Source organism: Telluribacter roseus (genome assembly GCF_017355915.2).
Lineage (GTDB): Bacteria > Bacteroidota > Bacteroidia > Cytophagales > Spirosomataceae > Telluribacter.
Map to the genome: position 1 here is coordinate 18,010 of NZ_JAFEUV020000015.1, position 24,083 is coordinate 42,092.

The window sequence follows — 24,083 nt, forward strand, 5'->3', positions numbered from 1 at the left end:
AGGAGTTCTATGAAGTTATTTCGCCTTTGTCTGTTTGGATTGATCATTCTTACGGGTACTACCGTATGGGCGCAGGGAGTCCGGCTTTCGGATGACCCGGGGCAATTTATGGTAGATATAAAAAAGCTGATGGAAAGCAGCCGGAACCCAACCTACGCCAAAGCGGCGCAGGATCTGGAGAGTATCTGGATGAGCCAGCTCAATGCTACCCAGCAGAAGGAGTTCGTAGGATTGGTGCGGCGGCTGGCGGCCAAAGGGCAGAAGGCCGGCCCCATATTCTACCTCCTGATGCGCAACCTGCATACCATCACCACCCAGCAGGGCGATACCAACGGCTTTATGATCATGGTGGATAAAGCCAGCGATACCTACGACGCCAAATCACTTCAGAAACTTCTCGAAACGGCTCAGCTCGTCGTTGAGAAACGACAACTGTATACCTCCAACTTCAGCAAGCTGTACCTGACCGAAGGCCAGTACCGCTTCCGCTTTGATGAATCGGCGCCCACCACTACTACCGACACCAAGCCGGCCGCTCCTGCCAACGATGGCTGGGACCTGCCCGCTGATTCGGTACTTATTGACACCAAAGCCAAGCCCATACCTACCCTTACCGGTGCCCTGCTGGACTTACAGAACGCCAGCTTTGCTGTGGTAACGGCTCAAGACTCCATCGCCTTCGGCCCCAGCACGGGTAGTGTCTCTCTCAGGGAGGGTACCTTTGTGGGAAAGGGTGGTAAATTTACCTGGGAAGGCGATCAGGGCATCTATCTCAACTTTGAGGACTACTTCTTTCAGCCCTCTAGCCCCACACTGACCATCGACAACGCCACGCTCCACTACGAAAGCAAGCTGGCCAGCCCCGTCAAGGGCAGGTTTGAGTTCAGGAGCGTACGCCGTGCGGCCGGAAAGCCTTCTACCTACCCACGCTTTGTATCGTACCGCAACGATGCCGTTCTTCGGAATAGCAGCAAGAGCCTGCTGTACCGGGGAGGTTTTGCGCTGGCCGGTAGTACCATATACAGTACCTCGCTGAGTAACGAACCGTCTGAAATATCCGTTACATTCAACAATAAGCCCGTTTTCAGGGCCAGCAGCCACCGCTTTGCCCTCAATGATTCTATCGTTACGGCCCAGCTCGCTGAGTTTTCGATGCCACTGGGTACTGATTCGTTGTACCATCCCGGTGTCCATTTCTATTACAGCGACGGGCAGGGACTACTTCGTCTTGAGCGCGCCGATGGTACTCCCTTCGAAGGTATTCCCTTCGCAGATAGCTACCATAAGATGAATATATGGGCTGAGGCCATGCGCTGGCACCTGCCCAACGAGAAGGCTGAATTCTACATGATTGCGGGCAAGAAGGTAGTACCTGTTAAGCTGGAATCATTCGATTACTTCCGGCCCCAGCGCTTTCAGGCCATGACGGAAGAGTTTGGCTTTCAGCCTCTGATCATGGCAGCCAGCTTCGCCCAAACTCAGAAAAGACAGAACTTCTCCCCGCATGATCTGGCCAACCAGTTCAAAAAAGACCCGGCGATTATGCGCCAGGCCCTGGATCGGCTCACGCTTCAGGGATATTTTCAGAAAGACAAAGGGACCGAAGAGTACCGGCTGAGCCGTAAGGGAGTAATGTATATCCTGGCCAATATGGACAAGAGCGACTATGACAACTTCCTGATCAACTCCCAGTTCCAGGCCAACAGTGAGATAGCCAACGCTACCATCAATCTGAAAGATACCCTTCTGACCGTACGTGGTGTGGAGCGTTTTGTGGTGAGTGATTCTTTAAAAATTGTCGCTACTCCGTCTGATAAGCAGGTAGTCATAGGCCGCAACCGGGACTTTACCCTCAATGGGCAGCTCAAGTCTTCGAAGTTCCGCTTTGCCGGGCAAAACCTAAAATTCAACTACGACCAGTTCTTTGTTAACCTCAATCAGGTTGACTCCATCACCTACACCCCTCAGGAGCAATTTGCCAAAGGCCTGGCCAATGAGGTGGGAGGGCATATCAAGTACGACAAGGGAGGTACCTTCTACCTGAATGACCCTAAGAACAAGTCAGGGCGGCAGAAGAATACCAAATCACCCCGTATGGTCATACCCGAGGGTATTACAGTTTTCTTTGATCAGAAAGAAAGGGCCGTGGCCTACGACCGGGAGGTGTTCTTTAAGATACCCAAGTTGGATGCCGACAGCCTCGATCAGCGCGATATTACTTTTGTAGGTACCTTTGAGTCGGCTGGTATGCTTCCGCCTCTCAAGACCCTGCTGAAGACCATGCCCGATAACTCTATGGGCTTTGAGTATAAGCCTACGGCTAAACTGCTCAAACTATACGGCGGAAAATCAACGGTAAAGCTGACGGATAAGCTCGTAATGAACAGTAAGGGGCTACGAGCTCCGGGTATTATCAATCACTTGTCAGCCACTATCCCAACGGAGGAGATGTTCTTCACTCCTGATTCGCTGATTGCCTCGGGAGCCACCGCCAGCATCAAGGAAGCTACTATCGGCAAAGCGTACTTTCCGAGCGTAGAGGTGAAGAACTATACCATGCGCTGGTTCCCCAAGACCGACAGCATGTTCATTGACACCAAAGGCAACTATTTTAACTTCTACAAGGGTAGTACCCAGTTGGAAGGTGGACTGCTGCTGCGCTCGGCGGGGCTGTATGGCCACGGAAAGCTCAAGCGCTCCGACGCTGAACTAGCCTCTAACGACATTAAATTTAACAAAGAAGGCTTCCTGGCCAATCAGGCCCAATTTACCCTGAAGGAGGGCCAGCAGCAGTCGTTCCGCCCGATCCTGGTGGGTCAGAATGTAGACGTAGATTTTAACGTAGCGAAGGGACAAGTGGAGCTCACTACCAATACGGAGGGATTCGACGCCGACTCTTCCGGAATGGTATTCCCCTACGCAGCCTACCGCACCTCCATTAACAAAGCCCGCTGGAATATCAATAACAAAACGGTAGCCATGAAAGGTGACGTAGATAACTCTACCTTTACGTCCATGGCTCCCGATCAGGAGGGGTTGTCATTCAACGGATCGGCGGCGTTGTACGAGGTTGAGAAGATGACGCTCAACATCAGCGGAGTACCTTACATCCGCACTGCTGATGTGAAGATTATACCGGATAAGGGGGTAGTTAGTATCCGTCGCAATGGAGAGATGCTTCCCCTGAAGAAAGCACGTATCGAGATAGATACCCTCAATAGTAGCCACCGCCTCAAAGACGCCGACATCCGGATTACTTCCCGGAATCACTTTGAGGGATCGGCTACGTACCAGTACGTCACTGCTCAAAAGGATACCTTCGCCATCAAGATGCAGAACTTCGAGCTGCGTGAGCTGAGCAATACGGAGGTAGCCACCACCAAAAGGGGGCGTCAGAATGCCGCCGCACCGACCACTGAGAAGGCATACTACACCACCGCCCGTGCCGAAGTATCCGAAAACCAGCGCATGCTGCTCTTCCCGGGTATACAGTACAAAGGAGGAGTACAGCTAGTGTCTTACCAGCCCGCTCTGCAACTCGATGGCTATATCCGCCCTATGCTCAAGAAACGCCCCGGGCTGATGAGCTCATGGATCCCCCTCAAGGAGACACCCGAACAGGAAGCTATTACCATCAAAGTAGATAAGAACCTGAAAAATGAGGTGGAAGAGCCCCTGTTTGCTGGTCTTCATTACCGCAATGGGGGTGGTATGTACCTGACGTTCCTTTCGCCCAAGGAGTCTAATAATGACCAGGATATCTTTAATGCCCAGGGTACCATGAACTACGATGCTGAAAGTAAGTCATTGCAGATCATGCCTCCGGTTGGGGCTGACGGGCTGGTCAACGAGGCGCTGGCTTTCCGGTTCAACGACCAGAAAGGTCTGGCTACCTTTGCCGGCCCCCTCAAGCTTACTGCTTCGGACCTGATCAAAGCTTCGGGGCTGGTAGAAGTGCAGGTAGATAGCCTCCGCTACCGGTTCAATACCATGCTGCTCCTGAACCTGCCGGTACTGGCCCCTGTACTCACCCCGCTGGCTACCAAAATTGTACAAACCAACTTGGATGAGCAGAATAGCGATCCGGCCGAGGATGATCCCGCACGGCTCGGTACCAAACTGGCGGCACTCATCGGACAGTCTACCGCTGACGCCTATTTCAACAAAATAGCTGCGGAGTACAAGCCACTTTTTGAAGCCTCATCGGCTTTGGATGTTCCTGTAGTACTGTCCAACGTTAACCTGCACTGGTCCGAGAAACACGGTGCTCTCTATTCACAAGGCAAGATAGGCGTATCCAACCTGGGTCGGAACGACGTAAATGCCCAGATGGAAGGTATGCTCGAGATCAGACGCACCGACAGTGGGGATGAGTTTAGCCTGTACCTCGAAGCCTCCCCCGATGTATGGTACTTCTTCGATTATTCGCAGCGGCAGCTGGGAGTAGTATCCTCCGAAATAGAATTCAACGATCAGGTACTGGCCAAGTCGCGCAACGCCAAGTCAGCCAAAGATATGTCCCTGACTACACTCGGCCTCGAGGAGAAGGCTATGTTCACGGACCGCTTCTACGACTTCTACCAGCCCGCTCTGAAAAAAGCCAAGGTGGTCAAAGCTGCCGAGAAAAAAGAGGTACAGAAAAAACCGGCTAAAAAGAAAGAAGAAGCCGCGGAAGGGTTCTGATTTATAAGTAGTTACAATGCATAGTGAATTATTTAGAATTTAATAGCGTTTATAAAGCAGAGTCCAATTCTTGTATATTGTAGCAATAGTGTTATTTTTGGCTACAAGGTCGAAAAAGAAGTACAATTTTTATTGATTAAATACAATTTAAATGAGTATCTCGTTGCTGCTATTGACAATTCTCGGAGCCTATCTGTTAGGTTCTATTCCAACGTCGGTGTGGTACGGCATTGGCTACTTTGGTATTGACGTTCGTAAACACGGAAGCGGAAATGCCGGAGCTACTAATACCTTCCGGACCCTAGGTAAGAGAGCTGGTACAGTTGTGATGCTCATTGATGTCATGAAGGGGTGGACCGCTACCCTTTTGGCCCCGTTGCTCTATTTCTTCGGTGCTATCGGAGAGGGAGATATCCTGATCTACAAGATCCTTTTTGGAATTATCGCTATTGTAGGACACATTTTTCCTGTGTTTGTTCGTTTTAAAGGAGGAAAAGGAGTTGCAACTCTGTTAGGTATGGTACTGGCTATCCACCCTGAATTGGCGCTGGTTTGCATTACCATTTTTATCCTGACATTGATAGCTTCTCAGTACGTTTCGCTGAGTTCGATACTGGCAACACTGGCTTTCCCGGTATTGTCAATGATGGGTGTCTTCGGCCAGGCCGAAACCCTGTTGATTGTATTTGGTTTTGCCATGTTCCTTTTAGTAGTAGTGACACACCAAAAAAACATAGTTCGTCTTCTAAATGGCAATGAGAGCCGTGTGAAGCTTTTCAAAAGCCACAAAGATAACTCGTAAGCCTTACCATAAATCATCTGTGAGCCCCTGGGACCGTATGGTTCTAGGGGTATTTTTTTTAACTTCGTGGCTCGCCTCCGTAGGCTTTTATACTTCTCACCACTACTAAAAATTATGCAAAATTACATAGAGCAAAACCGCGATAAATTCCTCAACGAGCTGCTTGATCTCCTGCGTATTCCTTCTGTTAGTGCCGACTCCAAGTTCAAAGATGACGTTCGCCGTGCCGCTGAGTACGTTCGTGATCGCATCCAGGAAGCCGGTGCTGACCGTGCCGAAATATTTGAAACACCCGGCCATCCAATCGTGTACGGTGAAAAGATAATTGATCCGGCCGCGCCGACGGTACTTATCTACGGCCACTACGACGTACAGCCTGCCGATCCCTATGAGCTGTGGGATTCGCCTCCGTTTGAGCCGGTGATCAAGAACGAGCGTATCTACGCCCGGGGTGCCTGTGACGATAAAGGTCAGTTCTACATGCACATCAAGGCACTGGAGACCATGCTGGCAACCAACAGCCTGACCTGCAACGTCAAGATCATGATCGAGGGTGAGGAAGAAGTAGGCTCTGACCACCTGGGCCAGTTTGTGAAGGAACACGCCGATATGCTCAAGTGTGATACTATCCTGATCTCCGACACCAGCATCATAGCCAACGATGTACCTTCTATCGAGGTGGGTCTGCGCGGACTTACCTACCTGGAAGTAGAGGTAGTAGGTGCTAATCGTGACCTCCACTCGGGTGTGTACGGTGGTGCCGTCGCTAACCCCATCAACGTGCTGTGTGAGATGATCGCTTCGCTCAAAGACGAGAACGGACGCATTACCATCCCGGGCTTCTATGATAACGTACTAGAGCTAACGGAAGAAGAGCGTAAGGCCATGAACGAAGCTCCCTTCAGCCTGGACGAGTACAAGAAAGACCTCCATATCGATGACGTAGCCGGTGAAGCGGGTTATACCACCATCGAGCGTACCTCCATCCGCCCAACGCTGGATGTGAATGGGATCTGGGGTGGTTATACGGGTGAAGGTGCCAAAACGGTACTTCCTTCCAAAGCCCACGCCAAGATATCCATGCGACTGGTACCTAACCAGACGGATAAAGAGATTGAGGCGCTATTCACCAAACACTTTGAATCCATCGCTCCGGCGTCGGTAAAGGTGAAGGTAAAGCCCCACCATGGCGGACTTCCTTACGTCAATCCCACCGACTCGGTGGAATACGAAGCGGCCTCACGAGCTATGGAAGAGTCGTTCGGCAAGAAGCCCATTCCTACCCGCGGTGGTGGTAGTATACCCATCGTGGCGTTGTTTGAGCAGGAACTGGGCGTGAAGAGCATCCTGATGGGCTTTGGTCTGGACATCGATGCCCTGCACTCACCTAACGAGAGCTACGGGCTGTTCAACTACTACAAAGGCATCGAAACCATCCCGCTGTTCTTCAAGCACTATGCTGAGTTAAAGAAATAGCTTACCTACTATAAGTACATACTAAAAAGCACAGGCAGTAGTCTGTGCTTTTTAGTTTTACAACGATGAAAGGACAGGCTGCCACTAAAATTTAGCCTGCAATCCTGTACATTTAAAGTAAGTTTACAAGTAGTTAGAAACTATTGTTACGGTTCAGGTCTCGTGGAAGCTAGGTTTACCCCCACATACAAGGACAAGTTCTTTATCCTGCTTTTTATACCCATAGGCGTTATTAATATCTACATCGCCTACGGTGAGTTCCTGCTCAACCGGAGGTTCCTCTTTGGACTTCTGCTGGATACCTTTGAAGTTACCTGCGCCTGGCTGGCCGTCCGGTATATCATACGCAGGCTTGACGAGCAGTACCCTTACCAGAAAAATGTACTCAAGCGCATACTACTGCAGCTGGTACTTACCACGGTGGCGTCCCTGTCCATCCTGATCTTCCTGACCGAAGGTATCAACTACCTGCTTACCGACAAGCCGGTACCCCGCGAGGTGTATACGCACCACCTGTGGGTATTTGAAATCTGGCTGCTGGTGCTCAACGGCATCTATATCACGATGTACTTCTGGCAGTGGTCCGGGTACTTAGAAAGCAGAAAGCCAAAGCCGGACATACCCAGGGCTACACTCCTGACCAAACTGGCAGGCCGAAGTACCGTGCTGAACCTATCTGATATTCGCTACTGTACCGTATCTGACGACCTGACTATTATTGGGACTACTAATGGCGAGATACACCTGGTGGAGAAGTCGCTGGAACAACTGGAGCAACTACTACCGCCGGATTACTTCTTCCGCGCCAACCGGCAGTACATCATTCACCGCGAACTGGTCAAATCCATCGAGCGGATCGAGAATGGTAGGATCGCTATCCTGCTACATCCCTTCACAAAGCTACCCGAGGCTATCACCATGAGCCGCACCAAGGCTCCCGCCTTCAGAGAATGGCTGAAACTGGCCGTTGCCTAAGCTACATTTCAGGGTAAAAAATACTACAGTTCGGCTAGAAAGCCTCTTCCTGCTTTGGAAGAGGGCTTTTTAGGCTCCTACCTTTCGGCCAGCATCCGGATCGCTGAACAAGTATCAAGTACTTAATCCATTTCAAAGCCATGAAAAAAATCACCCTACTGCTAGCCATTTTGTACTGGCTGAGCACTACCACCTATGCCCAACAAGCCAGTGATCCCACCCGGGCTGAGATTGACGCTTTCGTTAAAAAAGAAATGGCGGAGACCGGCGCACCCGGTATGGCCGTAGCCGTCATCAAAGACGGCAAAGTACTCCACGCCGGTACCTACGGGATCGCCAATGTGGAGTGGAACCAGCCGGTGACCCCAAACACGCTATTCCACATTGCCTCCTCCACCAAGCTATTCACCTCTACACTGGTGATGAAGTGGCTTCAGGAGGGGAAGATCCGGCTTGACGACTACATCAGCCAGTACATGGCCGACAGTCCGTCTATCTGGAAGGACATCCAGGTCAAGCACCTGCTCTCGCACGAATCGGGAATCCCGTGGCCCCAAGGCAATAACACCCGCATCCAGACCAGTGAGCAACTGGTAACGGCCCTGAAAGACTCCGCGCTGGTGTTCCAGCCCGGCACCAAAGAATCGTACATGAACGGCGACTTCTTTGTACTGCAGTACGTCCTGGAAAAAATCGGCGGCAAGCCTATGGAGCAGTTGCTGAAGGAGGAAGTTTTCACACCCCTGCAAATGACGAGCAGCGGCTATGACCTGGAAACGCGTGGCGTACCCGTACAACTTATGGAGCCCCTGCCCTACAAGTCACAGATCTTTACCAAAGGCAAGACACACCCGCTGATTTTTAAGAACATCTACACCCAGACCTCCTACGCCTCGGCGGGACTATACCTTTCGCTGGAAGACGGGATTAAATGGGCGACGGCGCTGGACCGGGATAACTTTATACGGCCGGATGTATTGGCGCTGGTTAAGGACAAGATGCCGCTGATGCAGGATAAGAAAAGGGCATTCTCTATGCTGGGCTGGACCTGGGAGGAAAACGCTGGCCACCTGATGGTAGGCCACAGCGGCGGCCCCGGCCTGGGTGATATCCTACGCCTGCCGGACCAGAAATTGACCATCATAGTACTTTGCAACTACGCCGATATGCTGCCCTACATGGCCGAGGCCATTGCTCGCCTGTATGTAAAAGAGTTGGTGCCTCCCAAACTAGCCAAGACCTATGACCGGGGGCTGGTGAAGTAGGGAGTTGATGAATTTATAAGTACATGAGAAAGGCGGAGCTGGTTGCTCCGCCTTTCTCATGTACTCCCTCATATCATCGTTCAAACCGTACCCAGTCTACACTGGCCAGTGGAGCGTCAGGTTCTTCTTTTCGGAAAAATACAAAGTACAGGTCGTGCTTTCCGACAGGAGCTTTGAGCGGAGCCGTCACTTCCCTGAATTCCTTCCAGTCGCCGGTAGGTTTCAGATCGAAGGTACTGATGACGGGCCCGGTAGGCGAGCCAGTATGCACCTCTACCTTCGCCTCCTTATTCAACGATGAGTAGCGGTAAGTGAGCTTCTGGATGCCTTTCAGGTCAATGTTCCTGAGCATGAAGTACGATTGATCTTTAATAGCACTCAAAGCCGTGCGCTGCTTCCGGATCTGGTGCAGACTATCGGCTTCTTCGGCTTCCACAGTAGCCGGGCGCAGTACCAGTGACGTACTGCTGGTAAGGGGTTGGATGGCTCCGCCTTTATCCGTATAGGAGGCCGTTAGCACGTATACTCCCTGCTCTTTTTGTCCCGGGCTGGACTGCCCTAGGTGCTCCTTAAGTACCTGGCTTCCCTGTGCAGGCAGACTTAGCTGCGCCTGCTGGTCGCCCAGCGAGAGTACGTACTTCACGATCTCGGTGGCTTCGTCGCGTGATAGCTGCGGGTGGGCGTTCATGGCTACTTCGCCCCATACACCACCGCCACCGGTAATGACTTTATTAGCCAGGCGTGACAGTGCGCTCTTGTCGCCCCGGTACTTACGCGACACATCCGCAAAGGCCGGACCTACCGATGGCTTGTCCACCTGATGGCAGGCTTTGCAGTCGCTCTTAGACATCAGGCTCCTGCCCAGATCATACTGGTCCGTAAACTCCTGGTGCCCGATTAGTGGCTCCTGTCCGGCCAGCTTTGGTATATAGCTAAGCTTTACCTTCACCCTCTTTGGGTCAATAGTCTTATCTTCCCTATCCGTCACCTTTACCGAGTAGGCAAGGGGTACATTATCGAAGTAGAAGGTACTGTTGCTGGTGGTATTGATGGTTACCTGCGGAAGCGTATTACCCACGCGGATCAGCAGGGTATCTACACCACTGGCCCCTGCCGGGTCAGTAATCTTAACGGTAACGGGGTAGATCCCATTCTTCCGGAAGGTATAGGTAGGATTGGCCTCCGTAGATGCTACCTTGCCTCCCTCAAATCGCCACTCGTACTGGAGTTTATCCTTATCAAAGTCGTAGCTCTTACTACTGCTGAAAGCCACCGTTAGCGGAGCCAGACCTATGGTATCACGGGCGGTAACTTTGGCTACCGGAGCGCGGTTGCCGGGGTTGTAATCAATGCGCACCAGTCGGGCATCTTCGTTGTCTATACCGTAGACCGAACCGTATTCCAGTATGTACATGGCTCCATCCGGCCCGAACTCCATATCAATAGGACGGCGGAAGTCGCCTGATTGGGGCATGAAGCGTTCCAGCCGCTGCACGTTCTGGTTATCGTCCAGATGTACCGCAAAGACCCAGTTACGCATCCATTCTGTAATAAAAAGTACCTTATCGTAATGCGCCGGAAATTTTACTCCCGACGAGGAAGCTGCGTTATGATGGTACACCGGGCCCACAATGGCACTTCGTCCTCCGGTACCCAGCTCGGGAAACTCCGGCGACTTGTCATAAGGGTACCAGATCATGGCTGGCTGAGCCGGCGGCAGGTTTTGTATACCTGTATTATTGGGCGAGTCGTTGAGCGGGTGGGCCGGATCAAACTTACCGCCTACGGTATTGGTAGCAAAGTTGATGTCATGGTAGGGAATATTGTTGCCTATGAAGTAGGGCCAGCCAAAGTTACCGGCCTTGCGGGCCTGGTTGAATTCGTCATAGCCTCGTGGCCCCTGGATACTGTCTTTGCCCGCATCCGGACCAATTTCGCCCCAGTACAGGTACGAAGTAGCGGGGTCAATGGTAATACGGTAGGGATTGCGGCAGCCCATAGCGTATATCTCAGGCTTAGTGCCGGAGGTACCTTTGGGAAAGAGGTTTCCTTCGGGTATATCGTATCCACCATCAGTACGGGGCTTAATGCGCAGTATCTTACCCCGGAAGTCATTGGGGTTGCTGGCGGTACGCTGTACATCAAACAAGGCACGTCCCGGGCGCTCATCCAGGGGAGAGTAGCCACTAGAGGCAAAAGGGCTGGTATTGTCGCCGGTGGAGATGTAGAGGTTACCCTGCGGATCAAAGGCCAGCGACCCACCCGTATGTCTACTGATCTCGTAGTCAATGGGTATATCTATAATTACCTTCTCCGAAGCCAGGTCCAGCGTACCATCGTCCAGGAGCCGGAAACGCGACACGTGCTGCTTGGGTGTATCGGAGATGGGTGTATTGTAGAAGTAGATATAGCGGTTTTCGGCAAACTTCGGGTCCAGCGCCAGCCCGATGAGGCCATTGCCGTACTTGGTCTCCCAGTACACCGGAAACTCCCGCACCAGCCGGGTAGCCCGCGACTTAGGGTCGTACATATAGAATCCGCCCTTTCGCTCGGTAAAGAACACGCGCCCGTCCGGCGCTACGGCCAGCTCCATCGGCTCGTTCAGGTCATTGGCCAGGATGGTCTTGGTAAATCGGTTTTCTTCCGGTGGAGTTGGCTGACCGGCTTGTGTCGATTGGGCATACGCCCCCTGCCAGAAGCAGGTCAGCAGAAAAAAGAGCAAAACTTTATGATAACCAGAGCGAAGGGAGTACATATACTTTATCAGGGGGTTAAGGAATAAAGCAAAAATAATCACAAATGCTTTCTGTTTTGTGACTATTAATAAATGCAAAAGCCCTTACTTTAGTATAGCAATCCGGCTACTTTCTCTGAGTAGTAGCTATTCCTTGCGCCAGAGGCTATCCGTGAAGTAGTGGTTATGATCGTAGAAGTGCTTCTCCACCCGGTATCCACACGCCTGCGCCAGGTTCTCTATCTCCGTCAGGGTGTACTTTTTGGACAGCTCCGTACGGATGATCTCATTAGGACTAAAATGAAAGCTCTGCTGCAGGGCTCCTACTGTTACCTCCTGCTCTACCAGGCTCACCAGCACACTCCGCACCTCACCATTGAAAGGATTATAGAAGCAGTAAAAGTCAAACTGATCCACTACCATATCAGCCTCCAGCTCCCGGTTGATCCGGTGGAGCAGGTTAAGATTGAAGGAGCGGGTCACTCCGTGGGGATCATCGTACGCATTATGAATAACGGACGGAGCCTTTTGCAGATCAAAGCCAATCAGCAGCTTATCGCCCGGCTGCATATGGCTGTACAGCATGCCCAGCAGTACCTTGGCGTCGTCAGGCTCATAGTTGCCGATGTTACTGCCCAGAAACAGGAACAGATTGGAGCGCCCGCTGAAGTCCATGCCTTTCAGGATGCTGAAATAATCCCCCACTTCCGGCTGTACCTGCAGGCCGGGCAGGCTGGTATGCAGCTTTTGCTGAAGCTGCTGCATCGCTTCCTCCGAAATATCAATGGGGATATAGGTAAAGTCCACTTGCTGATGCACGAGGTACTTTAGTAGTTCCTGCGTCTTCTGGGCATCCCCTGCTCCCAGCTCAACAATATTAAAAGGCTCCTCAAACTGTAAGGCGCTGGCAATATCCGCCGACTGCACCGACAGTATCTCCATTTCAGAGCGGGTCAGGTAGTACTCCGGCATTTCCATGATCTTCTGAAAGAGGCGACTTCCTTCGTCGTCGTAGAAGTACTTGGAAGGGATGTATTTTTCCTCAGCCGAGAAGCCTTTCAGAATATCTTCGGCCAGGGGGCTCAGGCGCTGTTTCACGTTGGAAGGCACAGGCATTATTTCTATAGTGTGGATAAAAAAGATTTAGCGAACAAGCCTGATGCCCGTACACTGCCACTGCAGGTGCGGGTGAAAGAAGTTGCGGTAGGTAGGACGGCTATGCCCCGGAGAGGTAGCCGTAGAAGCCCCCCGCAGTACCATCTGGTTGATCATAAACTTACCATTGTACTCACCAATGGCACCGGGCGCCTTACTGAACCGCGGATAAGGCAGGTAGGCGCTGTGGGTCCACTCCCAGCGGGTACCCCAATCCAGTTGCGGTGAGGCTACCTCCCACTCAAACTCGGTCGGAAGGCGCATCCCCTTCCATTCCGCAAAAGCCGCCGCCTCGTAGTAGCTGATATGGCAGAGTATAGTAGCGGGATCTACTTTTTTGAGCCCGCTTAGCGTGTAGTGGTACCACTCGCCCTCTATAAAGTGCCAGTACAAGGGCGACTTTATGGTATGCTGTTGCACCCACGCCCAGCCCTCATCCAGCCACAGGTCAAAGCGCTCGTAGGCGCCGTCCTTCATGAACTCCAGGTACTCGCCGTTTGTCACCAGCGCTTTGCTGATCTCAAACGACTCGAGGTATACCTTGTGTCTGCCCAGTTCGTTGTCGTAGCAGAAGCCTTCCCCGTTATAGCCTATACCGTACACGCCCTCTTCGATGGATACAAATCCTGCCTCCCGGTTGGTTACCTCAGTTAGGGTATACCCGTCCCGATACACCGGAAAAATAGGGTTGTGGCCCAGGATGTACTTCAAGTCGGTAATGAGCAGTTCCTGGTGCTGTTGCTCGTGGTTTAGCCCCAGTAGTAGTACCTCTCTCAACTCATCCGCCACGGTATCCGCCCGTAGTAGCTCACGCATAGCGTCATCCACGTAGCGGCGGTACGCATATACCTCCTCTACGCCTGGCCGCGTGATGTTGCCCCGGTCGGTGCGCAGGACGCGGGTACCTACGTGGTTGTAGTAACTGTTGAACAGGTAGCTGAAGTCGGGGTGGAATCGCTGGTAGCCGGGCTGGTACTGACTGAGGATAAATTCTTCAAAAAACCAGGTTGTGTGAGCCAGGTGCCACTTGGGCGGACTGATGAATTCGACGGGCTGCGGAATGTAATCTTCGACCCGCAGCGGCTCACACAGTGCCTCGGTATACTCTCTTACAATACGGTATTGCTCCAGAAGTGGAGACTGCGAAGTAATAGGGTCTGATGAGGGCTCGTAGACAGGTCCAAGGGTACCTATTTCTGCTTTCATGAAAATAGTACTGGTTGACAAAAAAAGTAGGTAGGGACTCTGCCAGCGCACAAGCCTCTACCTACTACAACCAATTACCTAGGCAGATGTTTTTCAGCCGCCTCCAATTAGGGCCACCAAACCTAGCGCAGTTTAAGCGTCGCCAGGGTCATAATGGCCAGCATAATGCCGATTACCCAGAAGCGGGTCACGATTTTGGATTCATGGTAGCCTTTCTTCTGGAAGTGGTGGTGGAGCGGCGACATCAGGAAAATACGCCTACCCTCCCCGTATTTCTTTTTGGTATATTTAAAGTAGCTTACCTGAAGGATGACCGACAGGAGCTCGGCCAGGAATATACCGCACAGCAGAGGTATCATCAGCTCTTTTCGGATAGCCAGCGCCAGTACGGCTATTACACCTCCCAGCATAAGGCTACCGGTGTCCCCCATAAATACCTGCGCCGGGTAGGCATTGTACCAGAGAAAACCCACGCAGGCCCCGACAAAGGCCGCACAAAATATTACCAGCTCTCCCGAGTTGGGTATGTACATGATGTTGAGGTACTGTGAGAAGCGGGCATTACCTGACAGATAAGCCAGCACTCCCAGTGTAAGCACAATAATAATAGAGGTTCCGGCCGCTAGTCCGTCGATACCGTCCGTAATATTAGCCCCATTAGATACCGCCGTAATGATAAAAGTGGCAATAATGGTATAGATGATCCAGGTATACTCGTCGGGCAGTACCCCGAACAGCAGCGAGCTGTAATCAAACTCGTTGTTCTTGATGAAGGGCAGGGTGGTAATGGTAGGAGTAACGATGTCGTGGTAACGCTGTACCTCTCCAATCGTCGAACTGGCTACGGGTTTATCGTATACCCTGATCTTCACGTAATCATTGAAAGAGAGCGTCAGGCCCACGATCAGCCCCAGGCCCACCTGTCCTACTATCTTGAATTTACCTTTCAGTCCTTCTTTATCGTTCTTGAACTTCTTGATGTAGTCATCAATAAAGCCGATAAACCCGGTCCAGATGGCGGTAATGATCAGTAGGATGATATATACATTGGAAAGCTTAGCAAAGAGAAGAACCGGTATAAGCAGACCCGCCAGGATGATAAGTCCCCCCATGGTAGGGGTACCCGACTTTTCCAACTGCCCCGACAGCCCCAGATCACGGATGGTTTCGCCTACCTGTTTCTTGCGCAGATAATTGATCAATCGCTTTCCGTATACGGCTCCTATCAGCAGAGACAGGAAAGTAGTACCTAGCGCACGAAAGGAAATATACTGAAATACACCTGCACCCGGAAAATTGAATTGTCTGTCGAGGTATTCAAACAAGTAGTAAAGCATGGGTAATAGATCTGTAAGTAATAGTTGAGTAAAGGTGCTGTTTAAACCCTTAAGAAAGTAAAACAGCCTCTATTATTTTTATGTTTGGTTCTACTTCACCGCATCAGGGTTGCTGAAAGCCTGCCGCAGTACCTCCCGGTCATCAAAATCGTACTTGACCCCTTTGATCTCCTGATAGGTTTCGTGGCCCTTACCGGCTACAAGTACTATATCGTGTGGGTTGGCTCCCGAGCAGGCTTTGAAAATAGCTTCGCGGCGGTCAGGTATGACGGTCACCTTCTTAAAATCAATGGGAGGCACCCCCTTCATCATCTGATCCAGAATATCCTGCGGATCTTCGTGGCGCGGGTTGTCCGAAGTCAGTATGACCCGGTCGCTGTACTTGCAGGCGATGGCCGCCATGTGGGGGCGCTTCTCGGCATCGCGATTTCCTCCGCAACCTACTACCGTTACGACCTGCTCATGCCCCTGCCGCAAGTGCGAGATCGTCTCCAGTACGTTCTGCAGAGCATCGGGCGTATGGGCATAGTCCACGATACCTACCACGTCGGTAGACGAATGAATCTGTTCAAAACGTCCGGCCGGGCTCTTCAGGTTGGATAACTCCGTCAGTACTTCGGCGGGCTCTTCGCCCAGAAGTACCGCGGCTCCGTACACAGACAGCAGATTATAGGCATTGAAGCGGCCAATCACCCGGAACCATACTTCCTTCCCGTTGATCTCCATCTGCATCCCCATCAGCGTATCCGACAACATCTTACCCCGAAACGAAGCCATTGTCTGCAGGGAGTAGGTTTCGATTTGAGCTTTGGTATTCTGCACCATTACGGAGCCCCGCCGGTCGTCAATGTTGACGAGGGCAAAAGCACTGGCAGGCAGTTGATCAAAGAAGCCTTTCTTGGCGGCTATGTAGTTATCAAACGTCTTGTGGAAGTCGAGGTGGTCGTGGGTGATATTGGTGAAAATACCTCCGGCAAAATGGAGCCCGGCAATCCGCTGCTGCACCACCGAATGGGAACTCACCTCCATAAATACGTAGTTGCACCCTTTGCGCTGCATCTCCGCCAGCAGGCGGTTCAGATTTGGGGAATCAGGAGTGGTGTGAGTGGAAGGTATTACTTCATCCTCTATCTGGTTCTGTACGGTAGAGATAAGCCCGCAGCGGTACCCCAGCCCTCTAAACAACTGGAACATAAAGGTAGCGACAGAGGTCTTGCCGTTGGTACCGGTCACGCCCACTAATCGGAAGTTGCGTGAAGGATGTCCATAAAAAGCCGAGGCTATCAGACCCATAGCCCGGGCCGAATCAGGTACCTGTACATACGTAACATCCGGACGGGTATCAGCAGGCAGCTCTTCGCATAGTACTACTTGAGTACCTTTCTCGATAGCCGTAGCAATGTACTGGTGTCCATCCGTCTGGGTGCCCCGTACCGCTACAAACAGGACCCCGGGACCTGCCTTACGTGAATCCAGTACTATGTCGCTGATAGCCCGGTCGCTGCTTCCCACCACGATCGCCCCCGGCACTTCCCGTAGCAGCTCACTTAATATTTTCTGGTTTTGATCTTCCATTCGGTTTACTGTAATGTCAATGAGATGTTTTTCTGCCCCGACACCTTCGTGCCCGGCGGCAGCGACTGGTCCACTACTTTACCGGCTCCTTTGAAGGTTACTCTGAACCCTTTATTCTCCAGGATAAACAGGGCATCGCGCAGAGGCATGCCGCGCAGGTCCGGCACGTCGGGCTGCTCTACCGGCCTGGCCTGCCAGCGTACATCGCCCGCCGCAGCCATAGTACCCTGTACCCACTCCTCACTCTGGGGGAGCGGGGTCAGATCCAGCGCTTTACCAATAGCCGCCAGTTCGGTACCTTTGCCCACCCATTGTACAGTTTTGCTGGTTTCGGCCGGCTTTCGGGCGGTGGGCTTATGCATGGTGATATCGTAGGCGTAGATGCGGTCGGCGATTTCCTTGAAAACCGGAGCCGCCACACTACCAGCGTACAATTGCTCCCGGCTAAACCCACGCGGGCTGTCAATCAATACGATACAACTATACTTGGGCTTATCGGCCGGAAAATAACCGGCAAAAGAAGTAGAGTACCTTCCCACCATGTACTGGCCATTGACCAGCTTCTGGGCGGTACCCGTCTTACCGGCTATGCGGTAGTGACTGGCGCTGATATTGCGGGCTGTACCACGCGATACGACGCCTTCGAGCATATCCTGCACCTTCCGGATGGTCTGGGGTGAACAGAGCGGGGTTTCCTCCACGTAGGGCTCCAGCTGGTCTATTACTTCTTCGGCGCTACGGATCTGGCGTACCATCATGGGACGTACCCAGTGGCCATTATTAGCCACGGCGTTGTATAAAGTCAGTGTCTGAAGCGGGGTCATCTGCAGCTCGTACCCGTACGACATAAAGGTAAGGGAGGTGCGGCTCCACTGCTTGGAAGAGCGATCCCGGATCAGAGGCGGCTTCTCGCCTTTCATGTGTATACCCGTAGGCGCAGTCAGATGAAACTTCTTCAGGTACTGCAGGTACTTGTCGGGCTGGTGGTAGAAGTACTTCTGCATCAGCAGGTGTATACCTATGTTGGACGATTTCTCCATTACTTCCTTAGCCGTAATGTTGCCGTGGCCGCCCCGCTTGGTATCCTCAATCTTGACCTTTCGGTAGTGTATCAGCCCATCCCCCGTATTGACCATCTCACGGTTGGGGTCCATACCCGTCTCTTCCAGAATAGCCATCATGGTAGGTAGCTTAAAGGTAGAGCCCGGATCGGTACTACCGGCCAGCGCGTAGTTAAATACCTCCCGGTACTCCTGGTCACCGCGCTTGGTCAGGTTGGCCATCGCCCGGATTTCACCCGTAGCTACTTCCATCACGATCACACAGCCGTAGTCGGCCTGGTACTGCTGCAGCGTACGCCGCAGTGCCGCCTCGGCCATATCCTGAAAATTCATGTCAAGGGTGGTGTAGACATCGAGCCCCGGCTCAGGCCGGATATTCATGTCGTCTCCGACGGGTATCTTCACCCCTCCCTCTACACGCTCTACCAGCTCGACGCCGTTACGCCCGGCCAGCTTCTGATCAAAACTAGCCTCTATACCTACCCAGCCTTTGCCGGTGCGGGGGTTGAGGCCCCCAATGGTACGATCTGCCATGGGTGTAAAGGGTTCGTAGCGCCGGTACACGGTTTCGAACTTACCGCCCCCGCCGCCTTTTTCGCGGCGGAAGAAGGGCCAGGTCAGTACCTTTTCGCGCTCGAGGTAGCTGATCTCCCGGCTCTTAAGGCGCAGGTACCGGGAGCGCTTGCTCCGGCGCACCGACACGATGCGCTGCTTGTACCGCTCGGCCGAATATTCGCCAAAGTGCCTTACCAGTAGCTCGACCAGGTCATCAACATGTTCGTCGAAGTACTCATCGCTGGGCGCTTTCACGTCCAGCCCCACGTAGTAGTAGGGGAGTGAAGTAGCCAGCAGGCTCCCGTCGCTGGAGTAGATATTGCCCCGCATGGCCGGGATGGTATCCAGCTTCAGGTCATTCTGCTCGGCATAGGCTGACCACTTTTTGCCTTTGAAGGTTTCGTAAAACTGTACACGAATGAGCTTGACAAACACCAGAATTGCGAATAATCCAAGACCCAATGCAATAATGCGAGCCCGGGTTATTAACGCCTGCTTGTTGTTCTGTCCTCCCCCGTTACTGCTTTTCATGTTGTACTGACTAACTCTTTGGCTGATGTATTAGCGACAGGATCGGCTTCAGCCTTTCCAGGCCGAAAGGTGTACCTACCGCTCTTTGTCTGATGATTTAATAATGATTTTGTGCGGGGGCATCAGGTTTTCTTCCAGCCCCGAAGCCTTCATTTTCTCAATAACCTCGGATTGCTTCCCGCTCTTCATGTACTCAGCTTTGATGGAGGTATACTCCGCCCGCAGGTCTTCCACCTCGCTTCGCAGCTTGAGGCTCTTGCGGACATACTGCTCCGACATGTACCCGATCCGCTCATACACGACCAGCAGCATCACCAGCCACCCCAGGTAGTAAAAGTACTTGACCGGTACACGCTCCTCTTTACCCGGCTCCTTCTCTCCAAATACCCGATCCAGCGGTATGAAGCGATTCAGCCAGTTGAACAGCTGGTACTGCCGCCGGGGACGAGGCGGCTTAGGTTGCATTCTGCGCTTGTTTATAGCCATCCCTTTACTCTTCTAGTACACAACCTACTTAACCTATTCCTTTTCGATCAACTCCGCGATACGCAACTTGGCACTACGCGCACGCGGATTACGGGCCACCTCTTCGGCGGTAGCTTCGACGGGCTTACGGGTCACAGCCCGCAGGGGTTTGATCTCATTGCCGAAGAAGTCTTTCTCCACCTCTCCTTCAAACTTCCCTTTGTTGATAAAGTTCTTGACCAGGCGATCTTCGAGGGAGTGATACGACATCACCACCAGCCGGCCGCCGGGCTTAAGTACCTCCGGTATCTGCTCCAGAAACTCCTCCAGTACGCTCAGCTCTTCGTTGACTTCGATACGTAACGCCTGAAATACCTGCGCAAAATACTTGTTCTCGCGGTGGCGGGGGGCGTAGCGCATCAGAATTTCTTTCAGATCATTGACCGTTTCGATGGGGGTATTGTGTCGGGCGGCAAATATAGCCTCGGCCGCCGTGCGGGCATTATGTACTTCGCCGTAGCGCCCCAGTATACGCTGCAGCTCTTCTACCGGATAGTCGTTCAGTACCTGCCGGGCCGTTTTGTCGCCCTGCTGGTTCATACGCATATCCAGCTCGGCCTCAAAGCGCGTTGAAAACCCACGCTCCGGCGTATCAAACTGGTGCGACGACACCCCCAGGTCGGCCAGGATACCGTCTACTTTTTCGGCTTTGTGAAGGCGCAGGTACCTTCGTAAGTGACGGAAGTTGGCGGGCACAAACGTGAAGCAGGGATTGCTCCGCAGGGGTTCGGCGTTGGCTGCCGCGTCGGCATCCTGATCAAAAGCCAGCAGACGCCCCGTAGTGAGCCGCTCCAGAATGGCCCTGGAATGCCCTCCCCCTCCGAATGTCACATCTACATACGTACCTTCGGGACTAATATTCAGCCCACTCAGGCATTCCTGAAGCATGACCGGATCATGATAGCTATTCTGTACATCCATTCTCTTAAAAAGCAACGTATTGAGGAACTTATTCTTGGCAAGGGGCCGTTACAAACTTAGCAATTTTCAATGGTACGCATGGCTGCCTGCTACCTATTTAATTTTTATCAAAAATCCTCTCCTGATTGCTAAATACGTGATTATGATCAGAAATCTGCTCGTGTTTGCCCTCTTTCTTTTACTTATTTCTGCTCCCGGCGCCTCGGTGGCCGGTACTCCTGTCAAGAATGGCATATGGCGCGCTACCCTTACCCGTGACGGCCAGACGCTCCCCTTTCTGCTAGATATCAAAGCCAATCCCGATCAAAAAACCTATACCGTCCACTCTCTTAACGGTACCGAACGGCTTCAGCTCGATAGCGCTTATGTCGAGAATGATTCGCTGCACATCCCGATGCAGCTTTTTGATTCCGACCTGGTAGCAAAGGTGGATGGTAACCGGCTCTCGGGCGTATGGAAGCGTAGCCGACTGGGCAAAGTAGTAGCTACGCTGCCTTTCGAGGCCACCTACGGCGATACCTATCTGTTTTTCAAAGATCAAAGTACTACATCGGCCAGAAACATAGCGGGCAAATGGGCCACTACCTTCCGAAGCCGCGATGGCAAGGATTCAACCATTGCCGTGGGAGTATTTGAGCAAAAAGGTACAGCAGTACAGGGTACTTTCCTGACCCCTACCGGCGACTATCGCTACCTGGCTGGCAGCGTAAAGGGCGATAGCCTGTACCTGTCGTGCTTTGACGGCTCCCACGTATTTCTGTTCAAAGCGGGTATCCAGCCCGATGGTACCCTGAAGGGAAGCTTCTGGTCGGGTGCAACCGGCTACGAAACCTGGGCCGCCCGCCGCGATGCTAACGCCAAACTACCCGATGCCAATACGCTGACCTACCTTAAGCCGGGCTACGAGACCATGGCCTTTACCTTCCCTGACGCAGACGGGAAGATGGTATCACTTAGCGCCCCCCGCTTCAGGAATAAGGTGGTAATCCTGCAGATCATGGGCTCGTGGTGCCCCAACTGTATGGACGAAATGAACTTCCTATCGCCCTGGTACAAGAAAAATCGTAACCGGGGAGTGGAAATCGTAGGCCTTTCGTACGAGCGATCGGATAAGCTGGAAGACTCTGCTCCCAAGCTCCGCCGCATGATCGACCGCTATGACCTGGAGTACCCGGTACTGCTGGCTGGTGTCAACGACAAAGCCCTGGCCGCCAAGTCCCTGCCTATGCTGAACCACATCATGTCATTTCCAACTACCATTGTGATAGATAAAAAGGGCAAGGTGCGTCAGATACATACCGGCTTTAGCGGACCCGGAACCGGCCACTACTACGACAAGTTTGTAGAAGACTTTAACCGGCTGATCGATAAGCTAGTTAGCGAAAAGTAAGGCTATGATTAATCTATAAATACCTATGACCCGCAGCGAACGATTGCTCCTCCTGGTGCTGGCATGTATCAACTTTACGCATATAGTAGATTTTATGATCATGATGCCCCTGGGCCCGCAGTTGATGCGGTACTTTGGCATTGGTCCGCAGGAGTTCGCTGTGATCGTTTCGTCTTATAGCCTCAGTGCCGGTATATCAGGTTTTCTGGCGGCATTCTTCGTAGATCGCTACCCGCGTAAGTACGTGGTACTTCTGGCCTATGGGGGTTTTGTGGTAGGTACCCTGGCCTGTGCGATAGCCCCTACCTACTGGCTGCTCATTGCGGCCCGTGCGCTGGCGGGTATCTTCGGGGGAGTTCTGGGGTCACAGGTACTATCCATCGTGGGGGATGTATTTTCCTACGAGCGTCGCGCCCAGGCTATGTCCATCGTCATGACGGCCTTCTCGGCGGCTTCGGTAGCAGGCGTTCCGTTTGGGCTATACATTGCTACTGAGTACAGCTGGCACGCCCCCTTTGTATTTGTAGGTGTACTGGGGCTGGGTGTACTGTTTCTGATCTGGCAGTTTGTACCCATTCTGAACGAACACGTGCAAAGCAGGCAGCAGCGTAGCAACCCTCTGTCGGTACTGACCAATATAGCCCGAAATCCCAATCAGCTCCGGGCTCTGTTCCTGACTACTACCATCATGCTGGGGCACTTCAGCATTATTCCCTTCATTACCCCCTACCTTGTAGCTAATGTCGGCTTCAGCGAGACCAATGTATACCTCATCTACCTGGTCGGTGGGGCCCTAACTATATTTTCGGCTCCTGTAGTAGGTAAACTGGCCGACCGCCGGGGCAAGTACCCGGTGTTTGTGGTATTCGCGCTGCTGTCGATGCTACCCATCTACCTTATTACCCACATGTCGCCCTCGCCGCTGGCCTTTGTTTTGTTCGTGTCGGGGCTGTTCTTTGTTTTTTCTAACGGTCGGCTGGTACCTACCCAAGCTATGGTCACCTCGGTGGTTACGCCTACGCAGCGCGGAGGTTTTATGGCCATCAATTCATCAGTACAGCTACTGGCCCAGTCCATGGCGGCGTATAGCGCGGGCCTTATTGTCGGCAAAACACCCGAAGGACAGGTTACCAACTACGGACTGGTAGGCTTGTTTGCAATGACCGCCATCTTTCTCAGCATCTTCATAGCCCGGCTGGTCAAGCCAATCGATACGGCTCCCCACCCCCTTGAGGCTACTGCCCAATAGTATTTCTGGTAGCAGGAATAGCTTTTTTCTGTTATGAAAAAGCAAATAGCCATATAATAGTATGCTTGCATAATATTATTTAATTTTATTACTTTGTAGGAGATCAACTCTGACGCCACACAAGATCTAACAGGTATGCGTAAGGAAAAAACAGTGGATTTTCATATAAAATGGGCCTGGCATTCGATATCCCGAATGTATAATGCCCATGCATCCCGCTTTGATATGACCATGGCTACCAGCTATGTGTTGCTCAATATCGACAGCGAAAACGGAACTCCCGCTACCAAAATAGCCCCACTACTGGGCATGGAGCCCCGGAGCCTGGTGCGGATGCTCAAGAACCTCGAAGAGCGGGGGCTGATCCGGCGTGAAGTACATGAAACGGATAAGCGTTTTGTCCATATCATGCTCACCGAAGAGGGCCGTCGTAAGCGCGAAATGGCTCGGGAGGGCGTAATTTCTTTCAATAATATGATCCGTGAAAAGATACCTCTGGACAAGCTGGTAATCTTTCTTGATGTTATCAAAGAGATCAATCATATTGTAGAAGAAGAAAATCAGAAATTAAAGGCCAGTGAAGGGGTCGAGGATATATAACTCCTATGCTTGGGTCTTTCTATAAATCATCCTAAAAACCAAT

At 52.2% G+C, this 24,083-nt stretch carries 16 protein-coding genes; 8 read left to right on the forward strand and 8 right to left on the reverse strand.

Going from position 1 to position 24,083, the window contains the following annotated elements; all coding sequences use genetic code 11:
* Positions 1-9 precede the first annotated feature (9 nt).
* The 5 genes from JTN23_RS21495 (at position 10) to JTN23_RS21515 (ending at position 9,201) form a co-directional block, all read left to right on the forward strand.
* Entirely contained in the window at positions 10-4,683 is a 4,674-nt protein-coding gene (locus JTN23_RS21495) for a hypothetical protein (protein WP_247237128.1), read from the forward strand.
* 151 nt (positions 4,684-4,834) lie between these two features.
* Positions 4,835-5,485 (forward strand): glycerol-3-phosphate 1-O-acyltransferase PlsY, encoded by a 651-nt coding sequence (gene plsY, locus JTN23_RS21500; RefSeq protein ID WP_247237129.1) that lies wholly within the window; start codon positions 4,835-4,837, stop codon positions 5,483-5,485.
* A 114-nt stretch (positions 5,486-5,599) separates the two neighbouring features.
* Positions 5,600-6,961, forward strand: coding sequence for a dipeptidase (locus tag JTN23_RS21505; RefSeq protein ID WP_247237130.1), 1,362 nt, complete (start codon positions 5,600-5,602; stop codon positions 6,959-6,961).
* A 162-nt stretch (positions 6,962-7,123) separates the two neighbouring features.
* Complete coding sequence (locus JTN23_RS25945; protein WP_247237131.1) at positions 7,124-7,936, forward strand: LytTR family DNA-binding domain-containing protein; 813 nt, start codon at positions 7,124-7,126, stop codon at positions 7,934-7,936.
* Positions 7,937-8,076: 140 nt separating this feature from the next.
* Positions 8,077-9,201, forward strand: coding sequence for a serine hydrolase domain-containing protein (locus tag JTN23_RS21515; RefSeq protein WP_247237132.1), 1,125 nt, complete (start codon positions 8,077-8,079; stop codon positions 9,199-9,201).
* Between the two features lie 73 nt (positions 9,202-9,274).
* On the opposite strand, the gene JTN23_RS21520 is transcribed toward JTN23_RS21515, so the two are convergent.
* The 8 genes from JTN23_RS21520 to rsmH form a co-directional block, all read right to left on the reverse strand.
* Positions 9,275-11,923, reverse strand: a complete 2,649-nt coding sequence (locus tag JTN23_RS21520) for a PQQ-dependent sugar dehydrogenase (RefSeq protein WP_247237133.1) — start codon at positions 11,921-11,923, stop codon at positions 9,275-9,277.
* Positions 11,924-12,082: 159 nt separating this feature from the next.
* On the reverse strand, positions 12,083-13,051 hold the full coding sequence (gene egtD / locus JTN23_RS21525; protein WP_247237134.1) for an L-histidine N(alpha)-methyltransferase: 969 nt from the start codon (positions 13,049-13,051) through the stop codon (positions 12,083-12,085).
* Positions 13,052-13,078: 27 nt separating this feature from the next.
* Positions 13,079-14,296 carry an ergothioneine biosynthesis protein EgtB gene (gene egtB / locus JTN23_RS21530; RefSeq protein ID WP_247237135.1) on the reverse strand — a complete coding sequence of 406 codons (1,218 nt, stop codon included), beginning with the start codon at positions 14,294-14,296 and terminating at the stop codon, positions 13,079-13,081.
* A gap of 122 nt (positions 14,297-14,418) precedes the next feature.
* Positions 14,419-15,633, reverse strand: a complete 1,215-nt coding sequence (gene mraY, locus JTN23_RS21535) for a phospho-N-acetylmuramoyl-pentapeptide-transferase (protein WP_247237136.1) — start codon at positions 15,631-15,633, stop codon at positions 14,419-14,421.
* Positions 15,634-15,723: 90 nt separating this feature from the next.
* Positions 15,724-17,208, reverse strand: a complete 1,485-nt coding sequence (locus tag JTN23_RS21540) for a UDP-N-acetylmuramoyl-L-alanyl-D-glutamate--2,6-diaminopimelate ligase (protein ID WP_247237137.1) — start codon at positions 17,206-17,208, stop codon at positions 15,724-15,726.
* A 5-nt stretch (positions 17,209-17,213) separates the two neighbouring features.
* The gene (locus JTN23_RS21545; protein ID WP_247237138.1) at positions 17,214-19,355 is read right to left on the reverse strand and encodes a penicillin-binding protein; all 2,142 of its coding nucleotides are present in this window, start codon (positions 19,353-19,355) and stop codon (positions 17,214-17,216) included.
* A 75-nt stretch (positions 19,356-19,430) separates the two neighbouring features.
* Entirely contained in the window at positions 19,431-19,820 is a 390-nt protein-coding gene (locus JTN23_RS21550; RefSeq protein ID WP_247237139.1) for an FtsL-like putative cell division protein, read from the reverse strand.
* Between the two features lie 54 nt (positions 19,821-19,874).
* Positions 19,875-20,801, reverse strand: a complete 927-nt coding sequence (rsmH, locus tag JTN23_RS21555; RefSeq protein ID WP_247237140.1) for a 16S rRNA (cytosine(1402)-N(4))-methyltransferase RsmH — start codon at positions 20,799-20,801, stop codon at positions 19,875-19,877.
* Positions 20,802-20,943: 142 nt separating this feature from the next.
* Between rsmH and JTN23_RS21560 the strand changes: the two genes are divergently transcribed.
* The 3 genes from JTN23_RS21560 (at position 20,944) to JTN23_RS21570 (ending at position 24,040) form a co-directional block, all read left to right on the forward strand.
* Positions 20,944-22,191 carry a peroxiredoxin family protein gene (locus tag JTN23_RS21560; protein WP_262918611.1) on the forward strand — a complete coding sequence of 416 codons (1,248 nt, stop codon included), beginning with the start codon at positions 20,944-20,946 and terminating at the stop codon, positions 22,189-22,191.
* 25 nt (positions 22,192-22,216) lie between these two features.
* Positions 22,217-23,440, forward strand: a complete 1,224-nt coding sequence (locus JTN23_RS21565) for an MFS transporter (RefSeq protein ID WP_247237141.1) — start codon at positions 22,217-22,219, stop codon at positions 23,438-23,440.
* A gap of 135 nt (positions 23,441-23,575) precedes the next feature.
* Positions 23,576-24,040: a MarR family winged helix-turn-helix transcriptional regulator gene (locus JTN23_RS21570; protein WP_247237142.1), complete on the forward strand. Its 465-nt coding sequence runs from the start codon at positions 23,576-23,578 to the stop codon at positions 24,038-24,040.
* The last annotated feature ends 43 nt before the right edge of the window (positions 24,041-24,083 follow it).